Source organism: Flavobacterium sp. EDS (genome assembly GCF_020991525.1).
Lineage (GTDB): Bacteria > Bacteroidota > Bacteroidia > Flavobacteriales > Flavobacteriaceae > Flavobacterium.
Map to the genome: position 1 here is coordinate 163,085 of NZ_JAJMOZ010000005.1, position 17,706 is coordinate 180,790.

At 32.8% G+C, this 17,706-nt stretch carries 10 protein-coding genes and 1 tRNA gene; 9 read left to right on the top strand and 2 right to left on the bottom strand.

The genetic code is table 11. The features are described from left to right. The first annotated feature begins 69 nt into the window (after positions 1-69). The 7 genes from LPB87_RS09715 (at position 70) to LPB87_RS09745 (ending at position 12,911) form a co-directional block, all read left to right on the top strand. On the top strand, positions 70-1,572 hold the full coding sequence (locus LPB87_RS09715) for a right-handed parallel beta-helix repeat-containing protein (RefSeq protein WP_230727770.1): 1,503 nt from the start codon (positions 70-72) through the stop codon (positions 1,570-1,572). 306 nt (positions 1,573-1,878) lie between these two features. After that, positions 1,879-3,729, top strand: coding sequence for an endonuclease (locus LPB87_RS09720; protein ID WP_230727771.1), 1,851 nt, complete (start codon positions 1,879-1,881; stop codon positions 3,727-3,729). 350 nt (positions 3,730-4,079) lie between these two features. After that, positions 4,080-7,784, top strand: coding sequence for a phosphoribosylformylglycinamidine synthase (gene purL, locus LPB87_RS09725; protein ID WP_255673197.1), 3,705 nt, complete (start codon positions 4,080-4,082; stop codon positions 7,782-7,784). A 270-nt stretch (positions 7,785-8,054) separates the two neighbouring features. After that, the gene (locus tag LPB87_RS09730; protein ID WP_129539231.1) at positions 8,055-8,492 is read left to right on the top strand and encodes a hypothetical protein; all 438 of its coding nucleotides are present in this window, start codon (positions 8,055-8,057) and stop codon (positions 8,490-8,492) included. A 195-nt stretch (positions 8,493-8,687) separates the two neighbouring features. Continuing rightward, positions 8,688-10,463, top strand: a complete 1,776-nt coding sequence (locus LPB87_RS09735; RefSeq protein ID WP_129539232.1) for an AMP-dependent synthetase/ligase — start codon at positions 8,688-8,690, stop codon at positions 10,461-10,463. Between the two features lie 174 nt (positions 10,464-10,637). Next, on the top strand, positions 10,638-11,687 hold the full coding sequence (locus tag LPB87_RS09740) for a proline iminopeptidase-family hydrolase (RefSeq protein ID WP_230727773.1): 1,050 nt from the start codon (positions 10,638-10,640) through the stop codon (positions 11,685-11,687). Between the two features lie 99 nt (positions 11,688-11,786). Then, the gene (locus LPB87_RS09745) at positions 11,787-12,911 is read left to right on the top strand and encodes an acyltransferase (RefSeq protein ID WP_230727774.1); all 1,125 of its coding nucleotides are present in this window, start codon (positions 11,787-11,789) and stop codon (positions 12,909-12,911) included. A 45-nt stretch (positions 12,912-12,956) separates the two neighbouring features. On the opposite strand, the gene LPB87_RS09750 is transcribed toward LPB87_RS09745, so the two are convergent. Both LPB87_RS09750 and LPB87_RS09755 read right to left on the bottom strand, forming a co-directional pair. Further along, on the bottom strand, positions 12,957-15,197 hold the full coding sequence (locus LPB87_RS09750) for a hypothetical protein (RefSeq protein WP_230727775.1): 2,241 nt from the start codon (positions 15,195-15,197) through the stop codon (positions 12,957-12,959). Between the two features lie 86 nt (positions 15,198-15,283). Then, positions 15,284-15,401, bottom strand: a tRNA-OTHER gene (locus LPB87_RS09755). Positions 15,402-15,623: 222 nt separating this feature from the next. Here LPB87_RS09755 and LPB87_RS09760 point away from each other — a divergent pair. Both LPB87_RS09760 and LPB87_RS09765 read left to right on the top strand, forming a co-directional pair. Continuing rightward, positions 15,624-17,045 (top strand): hypothetical protein, encoded by a 1,422-nt coding sequence (locus LPB87_RS09760; protein WP_230727776.1) that lies wholly within the window; start codon positions 15,624-15,626, stop codon positions 17,043-17,045. A gap of 18 nt (positions 17,046-17,063) precedes the next feature. Next, positions 17,064-17,456 (top strand): hypothetical protein, encoded by a 393-nt coding sequence (locus LPB87_RS09765; RefSeq protein WP_129539237.1) that lies wholly within the window; start codon positions 17,064-17,066, stop codon positions 17,454-17,456. Positions 17,457-17,706: the final 250 nt, after the last annotated feature.

Here is a 17,706-nt window from a genome sequence, read left to right on the forward strand (position 1 = left end):
CAATTCTAAATTAAAAATGATATGTTAATCGAATTACTTTTTTGCTATTTTTACATAAATTCTATTCAAATGCGTACTTTTTTTATACTATTTACTATCGGAATACTTCTAGCAACAAGTTCATGTCGAAGTGATTTCGAAACCGTTGCCAGTACTGGAGATTTAGTTTTCTCAAAAGACACCGTATATTTAGATACCGTTTTTACCAATATAGGTTCAAGTACATACCAACTAAAAGTGTACAATCAAGGAAAAAAAGACATTACCATTCCAACAATCAAATTAGGCAAAGGATTAAGTTCTAAATACAGAATGACTGTTGATGGAATGCACGGAACAGAAGGAAAGATCTTTAATAATGTAACGCTTCTAGCAAAAGACAGCATGTATATTTTTATAGAAACAACAGCCGCAATTACCGATGCAAATCCAACCGATTTTTTATATACCGACCAAATTCAATTTGATAGTGGTGCAAATCTTCAAAACGTAGAATTAGTAACACTAATACAAGATGCAACTTTTTTATATCCAAAAAAATCCTCTGATGGAACTATAGAAACATTACCAATCAATGGTAAAGAAGTAGAAGGCTTTTTCTTAGAAGATAACGAATTACAGTTTACAAATCAAAAACCATACGTCATATATGGTTACGCAGCCGTTCCTGAAGGAAAAACCGTTACGTTTGATCCTGGCGCAAGAGTTTATTTTCATGCAAACTCAGGTTTATTGGTTAGTAAAAATGCAAGTCTTAATGTAAATGGAGCATTATCTTCAACAGAAAAATTAGAAAAAGAAGTCATTTTTGAAGGAGATCGTTTAGAACCTTTATATTCTGATATTCCTGGGCAATGGGGAACTATCTGGCTTGCCGATGGAAGTACAAATAATACCATTAATCACTTAACTATTAAAAATGCCACAACAGGTTTGTTTATAGAAAATAGTGACCAAACAACAGTAAGCATTAAAAACACACAAATTTACAATTCCGTTAATCATGGTATTTTAGCACAAAACGGAAAAATAAAAGGGGAGAACATTGTAATAAATCGCGCTGGATTATCAAGTTTAGCTTGCTTATATGGCGGAAACTATCAATTTACACACTGTACTTTCAATAACAATTGGCAAGGTTCTCAGCAAAGCGCAGTTTCTCTAAGCAATACTCTCTCAGGAGCAACTCCAGAAACTAGAGATTTAATACAAGCAACTTTCAACAACTGTATTATATACGGCTCAAATACAAACGAGTTATTATTAGACAAAAAAAGCAATGCAACCTTTGTATATCAATTCAATAATTGCTTAATCAAGTATAGCAGTACAAGCACAAATACAGATTACCAATTCAACACCGATACCCAGCATTATAACGGAATCATACTAAATCAAGATCCAAAGTTTTACAAAGTTTCTCAAAACAAATTTAATATCGATACCAATTCTGGTGCTTTCGCAAAAGGAAACCAGACCTATAACATTTCGTTGGATATCATAGGGAATAGTAGAACTTCTCCTCCAGATTTAGGAGCATACCAAAGTATGCCATTTCCAAAATCGAAATAAAATCGAAACAGTTATTTATCTTTATTAAAAAGACTTGGCATCTCTGCGACTTAGAGAGAAATAAATTGAACATGTAAAACCCATCTTTTTTATAATGCTCTCAAAAGACGCTAAGACACAAAGCTATCTTCAAATTAAATCTTCACAATAATTACGAGTAAGAAAAATGCTTCATAAATTAAACATATCTTAATACAACATATCTTCAAAAGATGTAGATTTGTTTTAAAATAAAACTAACCTATTCAAAATCAATTTTTTGAACCAGTTTTAAAAGCCCCATTTTTCAACTTTAAACTATTATCCATGAAGAAAACCTACTCTTACATTGTATTATTACTATTTACAACTGCCACCTTTGCACAAATCCCATCTGGATATTACAACACGGCAATAGGAACTGGTTACACCTTGAAAACCCAATTATACAACATTATTAAGGGACATACCGATAATGGATATGCTGGCTTATACACCACATATCAAACATCCGATATTGATGCTTTTTTCGAAAATGACGGAAGTGTCTTAGATATGTATTCTGAAAATCCATCAGGAACAGACCCTTATAATTATAGCATAGCAACCACACAAAGATGTGGCAATTATTCAAAAGAAGGAGATTGCTACAACAGAGAACACATAATTCCGCAATCAGTATTTAACGAAAAAGCACCAATGGTTTCCGACGCTCATTTTATTACACCTACAGATGGAAAAGTAAACGGAATGCGATCAAATTATCCTCATGGAGTTGTAAACACTCCAACATATGTTTCTCAAAACGGAGGAAAGTTAGGATCAAACTCTACATCTGGCTATTCAGGAACTGTTTTCGAACCAATCAATGAATTTAAAGGAGACATTGCCCGAATGTATTTTTATTTTGCAACACGCTATGAAAATACCGTTGCAGGTTATAGCTATCCTATGTTTGATGGCTCTGGTGATAAAGTTTTTTCTGCCGCATTTCTAAATATTCTTTTAGCATGGAACGCACAAGATCCAGTAAGCCCAAGAGAGATTACAAGAAACAATGCTATTTATGCACGCCAAAATAACCGAAATCCATATATCGACCATCCAGAATATGTAAATCAGATATGGAATCCTTCTGCTGATACGCAAGTACCAACAACACCTACAAATCTTGCAAGTACATCAAAAACTGCCACTTCTATTTCTTTAAGTTGGACTGCATCTACAGACAATGTAGCAGTAACAAATTATAATGTTTATGCAAATGGCGTTTTAAAAACTACAGTAACAGGATTAAGTGGTACAATTACTGGCTTAACGCCTTTAACAAGTTACAACATTACTGTAAGTGCAAAAGATGCCGCAGGAAATACTTCAGCAGTAAGCAATACCATATCAGTAACAACAGATACAAGTATTGGACCAGATCCAGGAACCACTACAGACTTATTATTCTCTGAATACATAGAAGGTTCCGGGAATAACAAAGCATTAGAAATCATGAATGCAACTGGAAGTGCTATTAACTTATCTGGTTACAGCATAAAAAGACAAACCAATGGAGCTGGCGCATGGAGTTCAGGACTCGCTTTAAGTGGCACTATAAATACAGGAAGCAAATTCACTATTGTAAACAACTTAATGGCATCTAGCTGTTTCCCTACAAGCTCAGCAAATCTTTCGACAACTGCTGCCGAACTTACCTTTAATGGAAATGATCCTGTAGGCTTATTCAAAAACGGTGTACTAATCGATATTATCGGGACCTATAACGGCGGATCTGCAAACTTTGCTGTCGATATAACATTAAGAAGAAAATCGACCGTAACATCTCCTAGCGCAACATTTAACCTAAATGGACAATGGGATTCATTTACAACAGATACCTGCAATAACTTAGGTAGTAAATTCCTTGGCGTTGCAAAAGAAAAGATTCTTTCTGATTCAAATGAAATAGTGCTATACCCTAATCCTTCAAATGGAAATTTTAATATTAATTTCAATAGTTCAGATACTCCATACACAATTGAAATAGTTTCGATATCAGGTCAAAAAGTATACAAAAAACAAGCTACAACACAAGAAACTATAAGTATAAGCAATCTCCCAAAAGGATTATATATAATAAAAGTAACAAACAAGGAAAAAACTTTCATTAAAAAGATAGCAATCAACTAATTACAATTCACACAATCAATAATTTAAAAGCGGCAATTGTCGCTTTTTTTTTGTTTCTGAAGATTTTAAAATTAATTTTTCACGCAGATTTTGCAGATAAAGCAGATACAAAACCTCTAAATAATTTATAGATATTTAATAATTCTCAAATCAATTAATTCTGCTCAATCAGCCAAATCTGCATGAAACAAAAATATTTGCGTCTTTGCAAAATTTAAAAAAAATGTACTATCCTGCGTCTCTACACATTACCATTGCCACTCTCGTCATTCTGATGAAAAAAAATCACTGTAATTTTTTTTAAAAGAGTTCGTTTTCAAATTTGCGCTTACTATTTATTTACACTAAATTTGCAACTAAAATACAACAAACTACACAACACAATGATTCATTTCTTTGAAAACCAAAGCAAAACTGTTTTTGCAGTACAAACGCAAAACGAAATTTCGGCTCAAGACATTTCAAAATTAAACTGGCTTTTTGCCAACTCCAATAAAATAGAAAAATCCGTACTAACGGATTTTTTTGTTGGCCCACGTGCCACTATGATTACCCCTTGGAGTACAAATGCTGTAGAGATTACTCAGAATATGGGAATTTCGGGCATTATCAGAATTGAAGAATTTTATCCGGCAACTACTGAATTTTCAGATTTTGACCCGATGCTTTCACAAAAGTATACTGAACTGAATCAAGAAATCTTTACTATCAACGTACAACCAGAAGCAATTTTGGATATCGATGATATTGCTGCTTACAACAAAACCGAAGGGTTAGCTTTAAGCCAAGAAGAAGTAGATTATCTAGACAATCTTGCTATCAAACTAGGACGTAAATTAACCGACTCTGAAATTTTTGCTTTCTCACAAGCAAATTCAGAGCACTGTCGTCACAAAATTTTCAACGGAACTTTTGTAATCGACGGAGAAGAAAAAGAAACGTCTTTATTTAAATTAATCAAGAAAACATCTCAGGAAAATCCTAACGACATCGTTTCGGCTTACAAAGATAATGTGGCTTTTGTAAAAGGACCACGCGTACAACAGTTTGCTCCTAAGACAGCAGACAAACCAGACTTTTACGAAATAAAAGAATTTGATTCTGTTATTTCATTAAAAGCCGAAACACATAATTTCCCTACAACTGTTGAGCCTTTTAATGGTGCAGCAACAGGATCAGGAGGAGAAATTCGTGACCGTCTTGCAGGAGGACAAGGTTCATTACCTCTAGCAGGAACTGCAGTTTATATGACATCTTACTCTCGTTTGAAATCCTTCGACTCCGCTCAGGATGACAGGCCATGGGAGAATGCTATGGACGAAAGAAAATGGCTATATCAAACTCCAATGGATATCTTGATAAAAGCTTCAAACGGAGCTTCAGATTTTGGAAATAAATTTGGTCAGCCATTAATTACTGGTTCAGTTTTAACTTTTGAACATGAAGAAAACGACCGCAAAATTGGTTACGATAAAGTAATCATGCAAGCTGGGGGAATCGGTTACGGTAAATTAGATCAAGCCATAAAAAAGAAACCACAAGAAGGAGATAAAATTGTTATTCTTGGTGGAGAAAATTATAGAATAGGAATGGGTGGTGCTGCAGTTTCATCTGCAGATACTGGAGCCTTTGGTTCAGGAATTGAATTAAACGCAATCCAACGTTCTAATCCTGAAATGCAAAAACGTGCTGCCAATGCCATTCGTGGTTTGGTTGAAAGTGATAACAATCCAATTGTATCTATCCATGATCATGGAGCTGGAGGACACCTAAACTGTCTTTCTGAACTAGTAGAAGAAACTGGTGGATTAATTGATTTAGACAAATTACCTGTTGGAGATCCAACGCTTTCTGCAAAAGAAATTATCGGAAACGAATCTCAAGAAAGAATGGGATTGGTAATTGGTCAAAAAGATATTGATACGTTACAAAGAATCGCTGACAGAGAGCGTTCGCCAATGTATCAAGTTGGAGATGTAACGGGAGATCACCGTTTTACTTTTGAATCTAAATCGACTGGGGCTAAACCTATGGATTATGCTCTTGAAGATTTCTTCGGAAGTTCTCCAAAAACAATAATGACCGATAAAACTATCGATAGAAATTATGCTGCTGTTACTTATTCTGCAACAGATTTTGAAAATTATCTACAAAGCGTTTTACGTTTAGAAGCTGTAGCATCTAAAGACTGGTTAACTAATAAAGTAGACCGTTGTGTAGGTGGAAAAGTAGCCAAACAACAAAATGCTGGTCCATTACAATTACCATTAAATAATGTTGGTGTAATGGCTTTAGATTATTTAGGTAAAGAAGGAATTGCAACTTCTATTGGGCACGCTCCTATTGCTGCTTTAATTGATCCTGTGGCAGGAAGCAGAAATGCAATTGCCGAGTCATTATCAAACATTGTTTGGGCTCCAATTAAAGATGGAATGAAAGGAATTTCATTATCTGCAAACTGGATGTGGGCTTGTAAAAATGAAGGTGAAGACGCTCGTTTATACGCTGCTGTTGAAGGCTGTTCAGAATTTGCAATCGAATTAGGTATCAATATTCCAACAGGAAAAGATTCTCTTTCGATGAAACAAAAATATCCTAATGACGAAGTAATCGCACCAGGAACGGTTATTATTTCAGCAGGTGGAAATTGTACTGACATTAAAAAAGTAGTAGAACCTGTTTTACAGAAAAACGGAGATTCTATTTATTATATCAATTTATCTCAAGATGCATACAAATTAGGAGGTTCTTCTTTTGCACAAATCAGAAATACTATTGGGAACGAAACTTCGACTATAAAAGATGCTTCATTCTTTAAAAATGCATTTAATACCATTCAGGAATTAATTGGTGAAGATCAAATTCTTGCTGGACACGATATCGGAAGTGGTGGATTAATCACTACTTTATTAGAATTGTGTTTTGCTGATATAAATCTAGGAGCTAAAATTGATTTCGCTGCTTTCGCAGAAAAAGACTTATTGAAAATCCTTTTTGCAGAGAATATCGGAATTGTTTTCCAAGCAAAATCTGACACAGCTGTTGAAGCTAAATTAAACACAAACAATATCGAATTCTTCAAAATTGGAACTGTAACAACTACAGAAACTTTAGAAGTTGGAGATTGGTCATTAAGCATTCCTAAATACAGAGACATTTGGTTTGAAACTTCTTATTTATTAGATCAAAAACAATCTAAAAACGGAAGAGCTCAGGCACGTTTCGAAAATTATAAAAATCAAGTTTTAAACTATACTTTCCCAGCACATTTTACAGGAAAAAAACCAGTAATCGATGCTTCGAAACCAAGACCTAAAGCGGCTATTATTCGTGAAAAAGGAAGTAATTCTGAGCGTGAAATGGCAAATGCAATGTACTTGGCTGGATTTGATGTAAAAGACGTTCACATGACCGATTTAATTTCTGGTCGTGAAACACTGGAAGACATTCAGTTTATTGGTGCAGTTGGAGGATTCTCTAATTCAGATGTTTTAGGTTCAGCCAAAGGTTGGGCTGGAGCTTTCTTATATAATGAAAAAGCAAAAACAGCTTTAGATAAATTCTTCAAGAGAGAAGACACTCTATCTGTAGGAATCTGTAACGGTTGTCAATTGTTTATGGAATTAGAAGTTATCAATCCAGAACATGAAGTTCACGGAAAAATGCTTCATAACGAAAGTAACAAACACGAAAGTATCTTTACATCTGTAAAAGTACAAGAAAACAACTCGGTGATGTTATCATCTCTTGCAGGAAGCACCCTTGGAGTTTGGGTTTCTCATGGTGAAGGAAAATTTAATTTACCATTAGCCGAAGAAAACTACAATATCGTATCTAAATATGCTTACGAAGGATATCCTGCAAACCCAAATGGATCTGACTATAACACAGCAATGATGTGTGATAAAACAGGAAGGCATTTGGTTATGATGCCACACATTGAGCGTTCAACATTCCAATGGAACTGGGCGCATTATCCAAAAGACAGAAACGATGAAGTTTCTCCTTGGCATGAAGCTTTTGTAAACGCAAGAAAATGGATTGAAAAAATCTAATTTTTATACTCATACAAAAAAAACTCATTCGTAACTGAATGAGTTTTTTTTTATTAAGTAAGACTACTCTCATACGCAAACTTCAACAGCAAAAACACAACAAGTTAATTCTCAATACATCTCATTTTCTGTATAAAAAAGATAAAGTTAGCGTGCTAGTTTTGCCTTTTTTTTTGACCTGATTTTATTAGTTTTGCCCTCCCGCATGAAAAATACCACTATTTATTATGCTCCAAAAACAAATAAAATAAAATTCTAAATACCATCTTAATGAACATCAAGAACCTACTTTTTGTTACTTTTTTTCTTTGCTTAACAACTGTTTATTCTCAAATTAAAACTGAAAAAATTAATGCTAAAAACCAAGAACGTTTCATCACCACAACTATTGCTTATCCTGTAACTGGAATCTATCATTATGATGGAAAAAAAGAACCAATTACGCAACTAAATGCAAATGGAACTGGTATTTTTCAATATGAAGATCTAACTAAAAAAAACATCACTTGGGGATTCGAATGTTCAGAAGTTGGCATTCCTATATTTAAAGAAGGATTTGATAGTGCATCTTATTCACTTTGGTACAAAACCAATGACAAAGAAGACAACGAATGGGTTTACGCACAATTCTCTATTCATTTCAATAAAAAGAAAATGTATATTTCTGGAGAAAGAGTAAAAGAATATGTTGAAGAGGTAAAGAAATAACTAAATTTCGACTTACAAACAAAAACAACATTATTGTATTGCATATTAGCTATATAAATATTAAAAATATACCGCACAAAGAAATCGATTTCGTAATTTAAAATAAATAAAATTAAAGTTTTCATATTTAATTTATTAAAAAGAAAAATTAACGATAAATTTTATTAATTTGCGGTAAAATTCAATCTAAACGCCATGGTTACAATTACGAGACTTTTTGATTTTCCTTATTATCAGAAAGAAAAATATAATAAAAAAGATGCTTTAGTAACCAAACGTAATGGTGTTTGGGAGAAAACCTCAACTGAAGAGTATATCGCAAAAGCCAATGCCATTTCTCGAGCATTGTTGCGTATGGGAATTCAAAAAGATGATAAAATTGCCTTAATCACTTCTACAAACAGAACGGAATGGCATATCATGGATATTGGAATTTTACAAACTGGAGCACAAACCGTTCCTGTTTATCCTACTATATCTGAGGAAGATTACGAATATGTTTTAAACCATAGTGGCAGTAGCTATTGTTTTGTTTCTGATAAAGAAGTATTAGACAAAGTATTGGCCATTAAACAAAATGTACCAACTCTAAAAGATGTTTTTACTTTTGATGAAATTGCTGGTGCAAAAAACTGGACTATTGTATTAGACCAAGGTGCAGACGAAAGCAATCAAAATGAGGTTGAAGCAAGAAAAGACAGTATTGTTACTGACGATTTAGCTACAATTATTTACACATCAGGAACAACTGGACGTCCTAAAGGTGTTATGCTTTCACACAAAAACATAGTTTCGAATGTTTTAGACAGTGCACCAAGAATCCCATTTGAACCAGGTCACAGTGTAGCATTAAGCTTCCTTCCTATTTGTCATATTTTTGAAAGAATGATATTATACATTTATCAATATTATGGTATTTCGGTATATTTTGGTGAATCTATTGATAAGTTAAGTGATAACTTAAAAGAAGTGAGACCAAATGTAATTACAGCTGTTCCTAGACTTCTTGAAAAAGTATATGATAAAATTTATGCAAAAGGTGCTGATTTAACTGGAATCAAAAAGAAATTATTTTTCTGGGCTATTAATTTAGGTCTAAGATATGAACCATATGGTGCAAATGGTTTCTGGTATGAATTTCAATTAAAAATAGCGCGTAAATTAATTTTCAGTAAGTGGAAAGAAGGTTTAGGTGGTAATATCGATTTAATGGTTTCTGGAAGTGCCGCATTGCAAACAAGATTAACTCGTGTTTTTGCAGCAGCAGGAATACCAGTTATGGAAGGATACGGACTATCTGAAACTTCGCCAGTAATTTCTGTAAATGACACAAGAAACAGAGGTTTTAAAATTGGAACTGTTGGAAAACCAATTCAGAATGTAGAGGTGAAAATTGCTGAAGACGGAGAAATTCTTTGTAAAGGACCTAACGTGATGTTGGGCTATTATAAAGATCCTGAAAAAACTGCAGAAGCTTTACAAAATGGTTATTTCCATACAGGAGATATCGGAGAAATCGACAGCGAAGGTTTCCTTAAAATTACTGATCGTAAGAAAGAAATGTTCAAAACTTCGGGAGGGAAATATATTGCTCCTCAAATGATTGAGAACATGATGAAACAATCTCGTTTTATCGAACAAATAATGGTTATTGGTGAAGGCGAAAAAATGCCAGCTGCCTTTATCCAGCCTAACTTTGAATTTGTAAAAGAATGGGCTAAAATTCATAAAATAGTTTTAGGAAACTCTAACGATGATATCATTACAAACGTTCAAGTAATCAAGCGTATCAATGAAGAAGTTGAATCTGTAAATGAAAAATTTGGACATTGGGAAAAAATCAAACGTTTTGAACTTACTCCAGATGTTTGGTCTATTGATGGTGGTCAATTAACACCAACTTTAAAACTAAAACGTAAAATAATCAAAGAAATTTACGCGCCACTTTATAAGAAAATCTACGGCGAATAAATACAATCGCTCCTTATCACATAATAGATTTAAAAGTTCATTCTTTAGTTAACACATAAGAAACTGTAAATCTGATATTAAATAAAAATTCCACCAATTAATTTCTATTAATTCGTGGAATTTTTTGCAATAAAAAGATTAGATTCGTTCCGAACAATCATAAAAATAAAAATCATGAGAATAAAATTCATCATTTGTTTCTTAAGCATTATATTATTTTCTAGTTGTAAAGAAGAAACTAAAATCGATCCCGTTAAAGCAACTTATTTAGATTTTTCTAAACGCGATGACCAACTTACTGGTGGGATAAAGATGATTCCGATTACTACACCAAAAGGAAAATTTAAAGTATGGACAAAAACTGTTGGTAACAATCCTACTATAAAAGTTTTATTACTGCATGGTGGCCCTGGACTTACTCATGAATTATATGAATGCTTTGACGGTTATTTCCCTAACGAAAGTATCGAATACATCTATTATGATCAATTAGGTTCTTATTATAGTGATCAGCCTACTGATAGTAGCTTGTGGACAAATGAGCGCTTTGTTGAAGAAGTTGAACAAGTACGTATTGCATTAGGGCTAGACAATTCTAACTTTTATATTTTAGGTCAATCCTGGGGCGGAATCCTTGCTATGGAATATGCTCTGAAATATCAGAAAAACTTAAAAGGCCTTATCATTTCCAATATGATGGCTAGTGTTCCTGAATATAATAAATATGCCAAAGATGTTCTCGCTCCACAAATGGATCCAAAAATCTTAAAAGAACTACAGGATATTGAAGCTAAGAATGATTTTGAAAATCCAAAATACAGCGAACTCCTTTTTAAAAATTATTACACACAGCATATTCTAAGAATGCCTCTTGAAGAATGGCCAGAATCTATAAACAGGTGTTTTAAACACATCAACCCAAATGTATATGTTTATATGCAAGGCCCTAGCGAATTTGGGATAACCGGAAATGCTACTTTAAAAAACTGGGATATCAAATCAAGATTAAAAACAATTACAGTTCCCACTTTGGCAATTGGCTCTAAATACGATACCATGGATCCGGAACATATGAAATGGATCGCAAACGAAGTACAAAACGGTCGCTTTTTATTTTGTCCAGACGGAAGTCATCTTTCTCAATATGATGATCCTAAACATTATTTCCCTGGCGTAATAAAATTCTTAAAAGATGTAGACAGCGGAAGCTTTAAAAAAGGATAAATTTTTATCACAAAAAATTAAAACCACGAATTTATATTCGTGGTTTTTTATTATATTTTTACGAAAAAAAATAATTATTTCTAATCCATCTACTATTTAATGAAAGAAGTGACAGATTTAAAAAGTTCTAAACCACATTATGAAATACTTGACGGTTTAAGAGGTGTAGCTGCCATTTTGGTTGTTATATTTCATGTTTTTGAAGTCCATTCTCATGGCGATTTTACAAAACTAATTATTAACCATGCCTATTTAGCAGTTGATTTTTTCTTTTTGCTATCTGGTTTTGTACTTGCGTATGCTTATGATGATCGTTGGGGTACAATGTCTTTAAAAGATTTCTTCAAGCGTCGTATCGTTCGTTTACAGCCAATGATTATAGCAGGAATGCTAATCGGGGCAATATTATTCTATTTTCAGGATTCACCTGGTATGGGTTGGGGAGGCATACATGATGTTCCTTTATGGAAAATGTTATTGGTTATGCTAATTGGCTTTACCGTAATTCCTGTAGGCAGAGGATTAGATATAAGAGGATGGAGTGAAATGCACCCATTAAATGGCCCTGCTTGGTCTTTATTCTTCGAGTATATTGCTAATATTGCGTATGCACTTGTTTTAAGAAAAACATCTAAAATTGTTTTATCTATTCTAACAATACTAGCTGCTGGAATAACCATTCATTATGCTTTAACGAATCCTGCTGGTAATATTATCGGAGGCTGGACAATTGATGATCCTACACAATTAAGAATAGGATTTACCCGCTTAACATTTCCGTTTTTGGCAGGATTATTATTAGCCAGAATCGGGAAACTACGTTATACTAAAAATGCATTTTTATCTGCGAGTTTATTATTAATTGTATTTTTATCTGTACCGCATTTAGGAGGAGATAATAATATATGGAATCGTCTATTTGAATGTTTTTGCATAATCATATTGTTTCCTTTTGTTATATGGCTAGGTGCTGGAGGAAAAGTACAAGGAAAGAAAGCAGCTGGAGTTTGTAAGTTTCTGGGAGATATATCTTATCCTGTTTATATAACTCATTACCCTATTGCCTATGTATATATGGCTTGGGTAACCAATAATAAACTATCATTAGCACAATCATGGCCTTATTTTTTACTAACTGTTATCGTTTCTATAGCAGTAGCCTATCTTACGATGAAATGCTATGATATACCGATTAGAAACTGGCTACGAAAGAAAGTCTTATAATTAAATCGAAAAACCACGAATAGTACATTCGTGGTTTTCTTTTTTTTAATCTATTAATAATTGAGTAACTGCAGCCGAATTGATTGCCCAATTTGCATCGTACACCTCATCGGCAGTTGTTGTTTCTACAATTTCCAATCCTTGTGCTTCGGCTTTAAGAGTCAAAAGACTACCTATGTTTAATTTACTGCTTAGCTTAGACAATAACGCTTTTACACCTTTATAATCTAATCCTTGTACAACTTGGCCTCCAAAAGTCATCTCTAACCAAATAATTTCTTTTTTGGCTACATCCAGCACTCCAAAAACTAGCCCTTTTGCAACATTTTGTGTTACTCGTACCTGATGATCTACACAAGATGGATCATAAGCAACTCCTGTTTTCTCAGATATTTTCATCGGATGTTTGCTATTCATCCAACCTACTATTAAATTTGGAGTTATACTTCCGTTACTATACGCATTACAAGTAAAGGTTACAAACTTGGCATTTGCTTTTGCTAATTCGGCAATATTAATGTTTATATATTCAGCTGTTCCAATTTTATTCGGAATATATCTGATATCTCCACTATGCTTACAACCTGTGGTTTCTAATCGGCTAAAAGAACAAATATCGGCACTATTTTCATAAGCAATATGACAGCTTAAATCCATATCCAGATGTTGTGCAGGTAAATCATTACCCCATTGCATAAATAATCGTACTTCATTACCTTCAATCGGAAAACGTGTTCCCATTAAAGCAACTGGTAAATCCTGAACAGTTTCGCTTCTATCTCCTATTGAAACTGGCATATTAAACAATTGTGGATCTATATAAATTGTCTTATTATCATTTGGCATAGCCGCAAATCTTTTCTTCATCGCCAAGACACACATATCTTCAATTTGCTTTTTCATTGCATCCAATTGCTCATCAGTATATAATGATAATAATCGATTTGGTTCAATTCTTTTATTAGTACCTCCCAATGGTTTCACACTTCTTTGAATCGTTTTATCAAAATAATTTTGAGCATACATATTCAAAGTAAAAACCAAGCGCGCTGGCACTTTATCAATGATTTCATTAAAATGTTCAATTGTTTCATCTGCTCCAAACCAAAGCATATTCGAAAATAACGAACGAGCGAATAATCCTGGGCGTTGTTTTAGCAAAGCAAAAGTTTTATCTGCATCTAATTTCAAACGAAAGTGATTCAGATTTCCTTGCCAAACTTCGTAAGTCTGGTTATAAAAAGTATCTAATAAAACGGCTAATTTTTCAAAGCCTTTTCTTTTACTATATTCTGGTAAACGTAATGCTCGTATAAAACGAACCCACATTCCTCTTTTTGGATGCATGATTTCGCAAGCGGCATCGGCACTCATTTCCAAGTTATTCAACCAATTGGCAACCATCAAACATTCTTTTCTAGAATATTTAAGTTTTAAGTTCTCTTTAGCTGTTAGCTTAGACTTAGCACTATTATCCAAGAAATGAGCCAAATGCTGGTTGTTCTTTTCAACTCTTTGAATGATTGTTTTTGGATCTATAATTTGCAATAAATTGGTTTTCTTATACCATAAATACCTCAAAATATCTGTTGGTGTTTTAAAATATTGTGTTGCTTTTTCGGCTTGATCTTGTTCGATTAAAGCGTCGATAACAAGCATCAACGTTTCTTTCATTCCAATAGCAACATCTGGCAATGGCAAATACGCAATTAAAGTTTTTAAACTTTCTACCTGAGTAGCATCCAAAGCTGTTTTTGATGTTAATAACGAAACAAAGAAATCATTCAACTCTTTTTCCGACCATAACTCTAAAACTTTTAGTTTACTTCCTTGTCCAAAATTTTCAATTTCTCCAAACTCGAATGGAGTTCCACAAAAAGGGCAACCATTATATCTTTCTAAAGGAAAAGTACCATTAGGAATAATATGCCCACATTGCAAAGTAATTCCGTTACTAGATTTAAAAAGATTAGCAAACCAAGTTACCATATGATCTAAAATCGATTCTCCAGTAGGAACGTTCCATTCTTTAACCAATGGAGTCCAGTTTTTATTAGTTCCTAAAACGTCTTTTAAAACGTCTAAAACTTCAACTTTATAATTTGGATTTACATTGTTTAAAGCATGCAATAACGATTCAGAAAAAGTGAATCCCAGTTTTGAAACGTTGGCGGCTAAAGCCAATGTTGTTCCTGATATTATTTGAACATCATTTGCAATTAATTCTGTTGGAATAAAAATTGCATTCTGACGTAAACTTATTTTTAAAAATTCTTTTGTTTTCATTTTTAATGATTTTAATAATTAGATAATTGTGTTTCTGGTTCTACCTAAAAGATTTTTGAAGTAAGAAACACTTGACCTTAATTTTGTGGAGCAGGTGGGATTCGAACCCACGACCTGGGCATTAAAAGTGCTAGAAGTAAGTTAAGATTGACCTTTAGGGATAATTTCAAAACTAACCTGCTCTAACCGCTGAGCTACTGCCCCATTATTTATAAATGTATTAATCGGTAATTGTCAAAGTATATCTTAAAGGTTATTGAAGTAACTTTAACTTGACCTGATCAATTCATTTATTGTATTTAAAAGAACGTGTTTTTAATTTCTTAAGCAAATATTCAAATTAAAGTACGCAATTATTTTGCGTAGATTAAATTTATTTTCAATTAAGTAAAAAAAATCTTATATTGTGATTTAAAAATCATAAACATGGATAAAAATACTTACAAATTAATAAATTATATCTTATCTTTTCTTGTTTTTTTTATTTTTGTTTGCTCCTGTAGCACTGAAGAAACTACATCAAATCAAACCTTAGATGTTCAAACTTGGTTTGAAAAGTACGAAGCTGAAAGCCCAAATTTTGATTTATTTCAAGATTTAGAATACAATTGGAGTCAAGCCAAAATAACAACCTCAGAAGATGGGACTGAAACCATTATTGTTCCTATCGTTGAACGCAAAAGAAATTCATCAGAAATTTGGAAACAAAATTTGTATCTTTATAAGATAAGTGAAAATAATTATGAAGCAATAATCTTTGAGATATTTCCCGATAAAAAATCAAAAAAAAGTAGTCAATCAATAGATGATGGTGATTTTAATGGATACATTAGTTCTTGGGATTTGAAAAATGGTTTTATAAAAGCGGCTCAATTTGAGAACAATAAAGTTGTTCAAGAAGGGATAATAGCAATGTTATCATCTGCCAGTAACAATGAACAAAGCAAAATGGTAGCTGACCCTTGTTATTATTGTCCTGATGAAGAAGAACCAACTGGTGGTAGCGGTGGTTCTCCAATACCGCTTAGAGAGGTTATAATTACATCTCCATCAGCACCACCATCGTTCCCTCCTATGACTTTTATCCCGCGTGGCCCCTCATCTGGTGGTGTGGTTAATCCACCTGAATATACAAATCCTCCTCGAGGCGGTGGTGGTGGTTCAAGTTCTCCTTCAGTAGAACAAATAATAAATAACCTAACAGGCAAAGCAAAATGTTTGAACACTTTATTAGATGAAAGGGGAAGTTCTTTTGTAAAAAAACTACTAGCAAACTTCCAAGGACCAACATCTGAGTTTGATATTGAAATCATTTCTAAAGACAAAGTAATTAATCCTGATAAGAATGGTATTCTTAGAGAAATAAATGGAAGAACAATCCATAGAGTGGGAAATAAGGTAATAACAATTGAAATAAGTACATCAAAAACAAATGAAAATTCTTCTTTGGAAGCAGCAAGAACAATTTTACATGAATATATACATGCCGATCTTTTTAGAAAACTTAATACAAAATCTGACGAAATTGGTGACTCAGGAGAAGATTTTAAAAAAACATATGATAAATATAAAAATGATCACGGGAACATTGCTACACTATATTTACAAAGTATGAAGACTGCATTAAAAGAATTTCATAAAGATGTCCTTACAAGTGATTATAATGGTTATAAAAAATATTTTGGAGAAGAACCAAGTGATTTATTTTACGAAGCAATGGCATGGCACGGACTACAAGAAAGTGGTGTTGATGCATGGACATCTTTATCAGAAGAAAGAAAAAAGGAAATTGCTAATTTAGATAAAAGAAGTAACTTATTAACAAAAACAGTTACTTGCTCAAACTAACATTATAAAATTTTAATTATGAAAACAACAATTATAATTACACTCTCAATATTTTGTTTTATTTCTTCAAGAGCACAACAAATAAAAAAAGACTCTATTTTTTTCGAATATGACAGTAATTATATACGGAACTTTATTGAAGCACCTACGGATTACTATTTAAAAGATAGTAGCGGTGGCAGTAAAGGTGCTTTTTTCTTTAAAGAAGTAAACGTTACTAATGATTTTAAAAACAAAAATACATTATGTTTAAAAAAGTTTATTAGAGCATCTAACTTTTATGACAAAAAAGAAAAACTACAGGATTATAAACTTACAGGGTATTTTGATCAATACGTCATTTTTCTAGTACGCAAAAAAGGTAAAAACACAGAATATATTCAGGTTGAACCATTTTTTTCGATTGAATAATAAAGGAACAACATTTCACTTAGGATTGGTGTTTCCATATTGATAAAAAAAATTAAATAGATTCAGAAAAGATCATAAATCTTGATATTGTGAAAATTAAAAAAACGAGCGATTACATGGGTAGGCTTAGGAGTCTTAGATAAAGAAAGAGGACTTACTACAATAGCTTGGGATAATTTAACTCCTAGTCAAAAAATAGATATAAATATTTTAATTAGGAATAATTTTTATAATGGTCCTAAAAATTGTA

Coding starts and splice junctions, on each gene's coding strand:
- LPB87_RS09715 (WP_230727770.1), top strand. CDS start 70: ATGCGTACTTTTTTTATACTATTTACTATCGGAATACTTCTAGCAACA.
- LPB87_RS09720 (WP_230727771.1), top strand. CDS start 1,879: ATGAAGAAAACCTACTCTTACATTGTATTATTACTATTTACAACTGCC.
- LPB87_RS09730 (WP_129539231.1), top strand. CDS start 8,055: ATGAACATCAAGAACCTACTTTTTGTTACTTTTTTTCTTTGCTTAACA.
- LPB87_RS09735 (WP_129539232.1), top strand. CDS start 8,688: ATGGTTACAATTACGAGACTTTTTGATTTTCCTTATTATCAGAAAGAA.
- LPB87_RS09740 (WP_230727773.1), top strand. CDS start 10,638: ATGAGAATAAAATTCATCATTTGTTTCTTAAGCATTATATTATTTTCT.
- LPB87_RS09745 (WP_230727774.1), top strand. CDS start 11,787: ATGAAAGAAGTGACAGATTTAAAAAGTTCTAAACCACATTATGAAATA.
- LPB87_RS09750 (WP_230727775.1), bottom strand. CDS start 15,197: ATGAAAACAAAAGAATTTTTAAAAATAAGTTTACGTCAGAATGCAATT.
- LPB87_RS09760 (WP_230727776.1), top strand. CDS start 15,624: ATGGATAAAAATACTTACAAATTAATAAATTATATCTTATCTTTTCTT.
- LPB87_RS09765 (WP_129539237.1), top strand. CDS start 17,064: ATGAAAACAACAATTATAATTACACTCTCAATATTTTGTTTTATTTCT.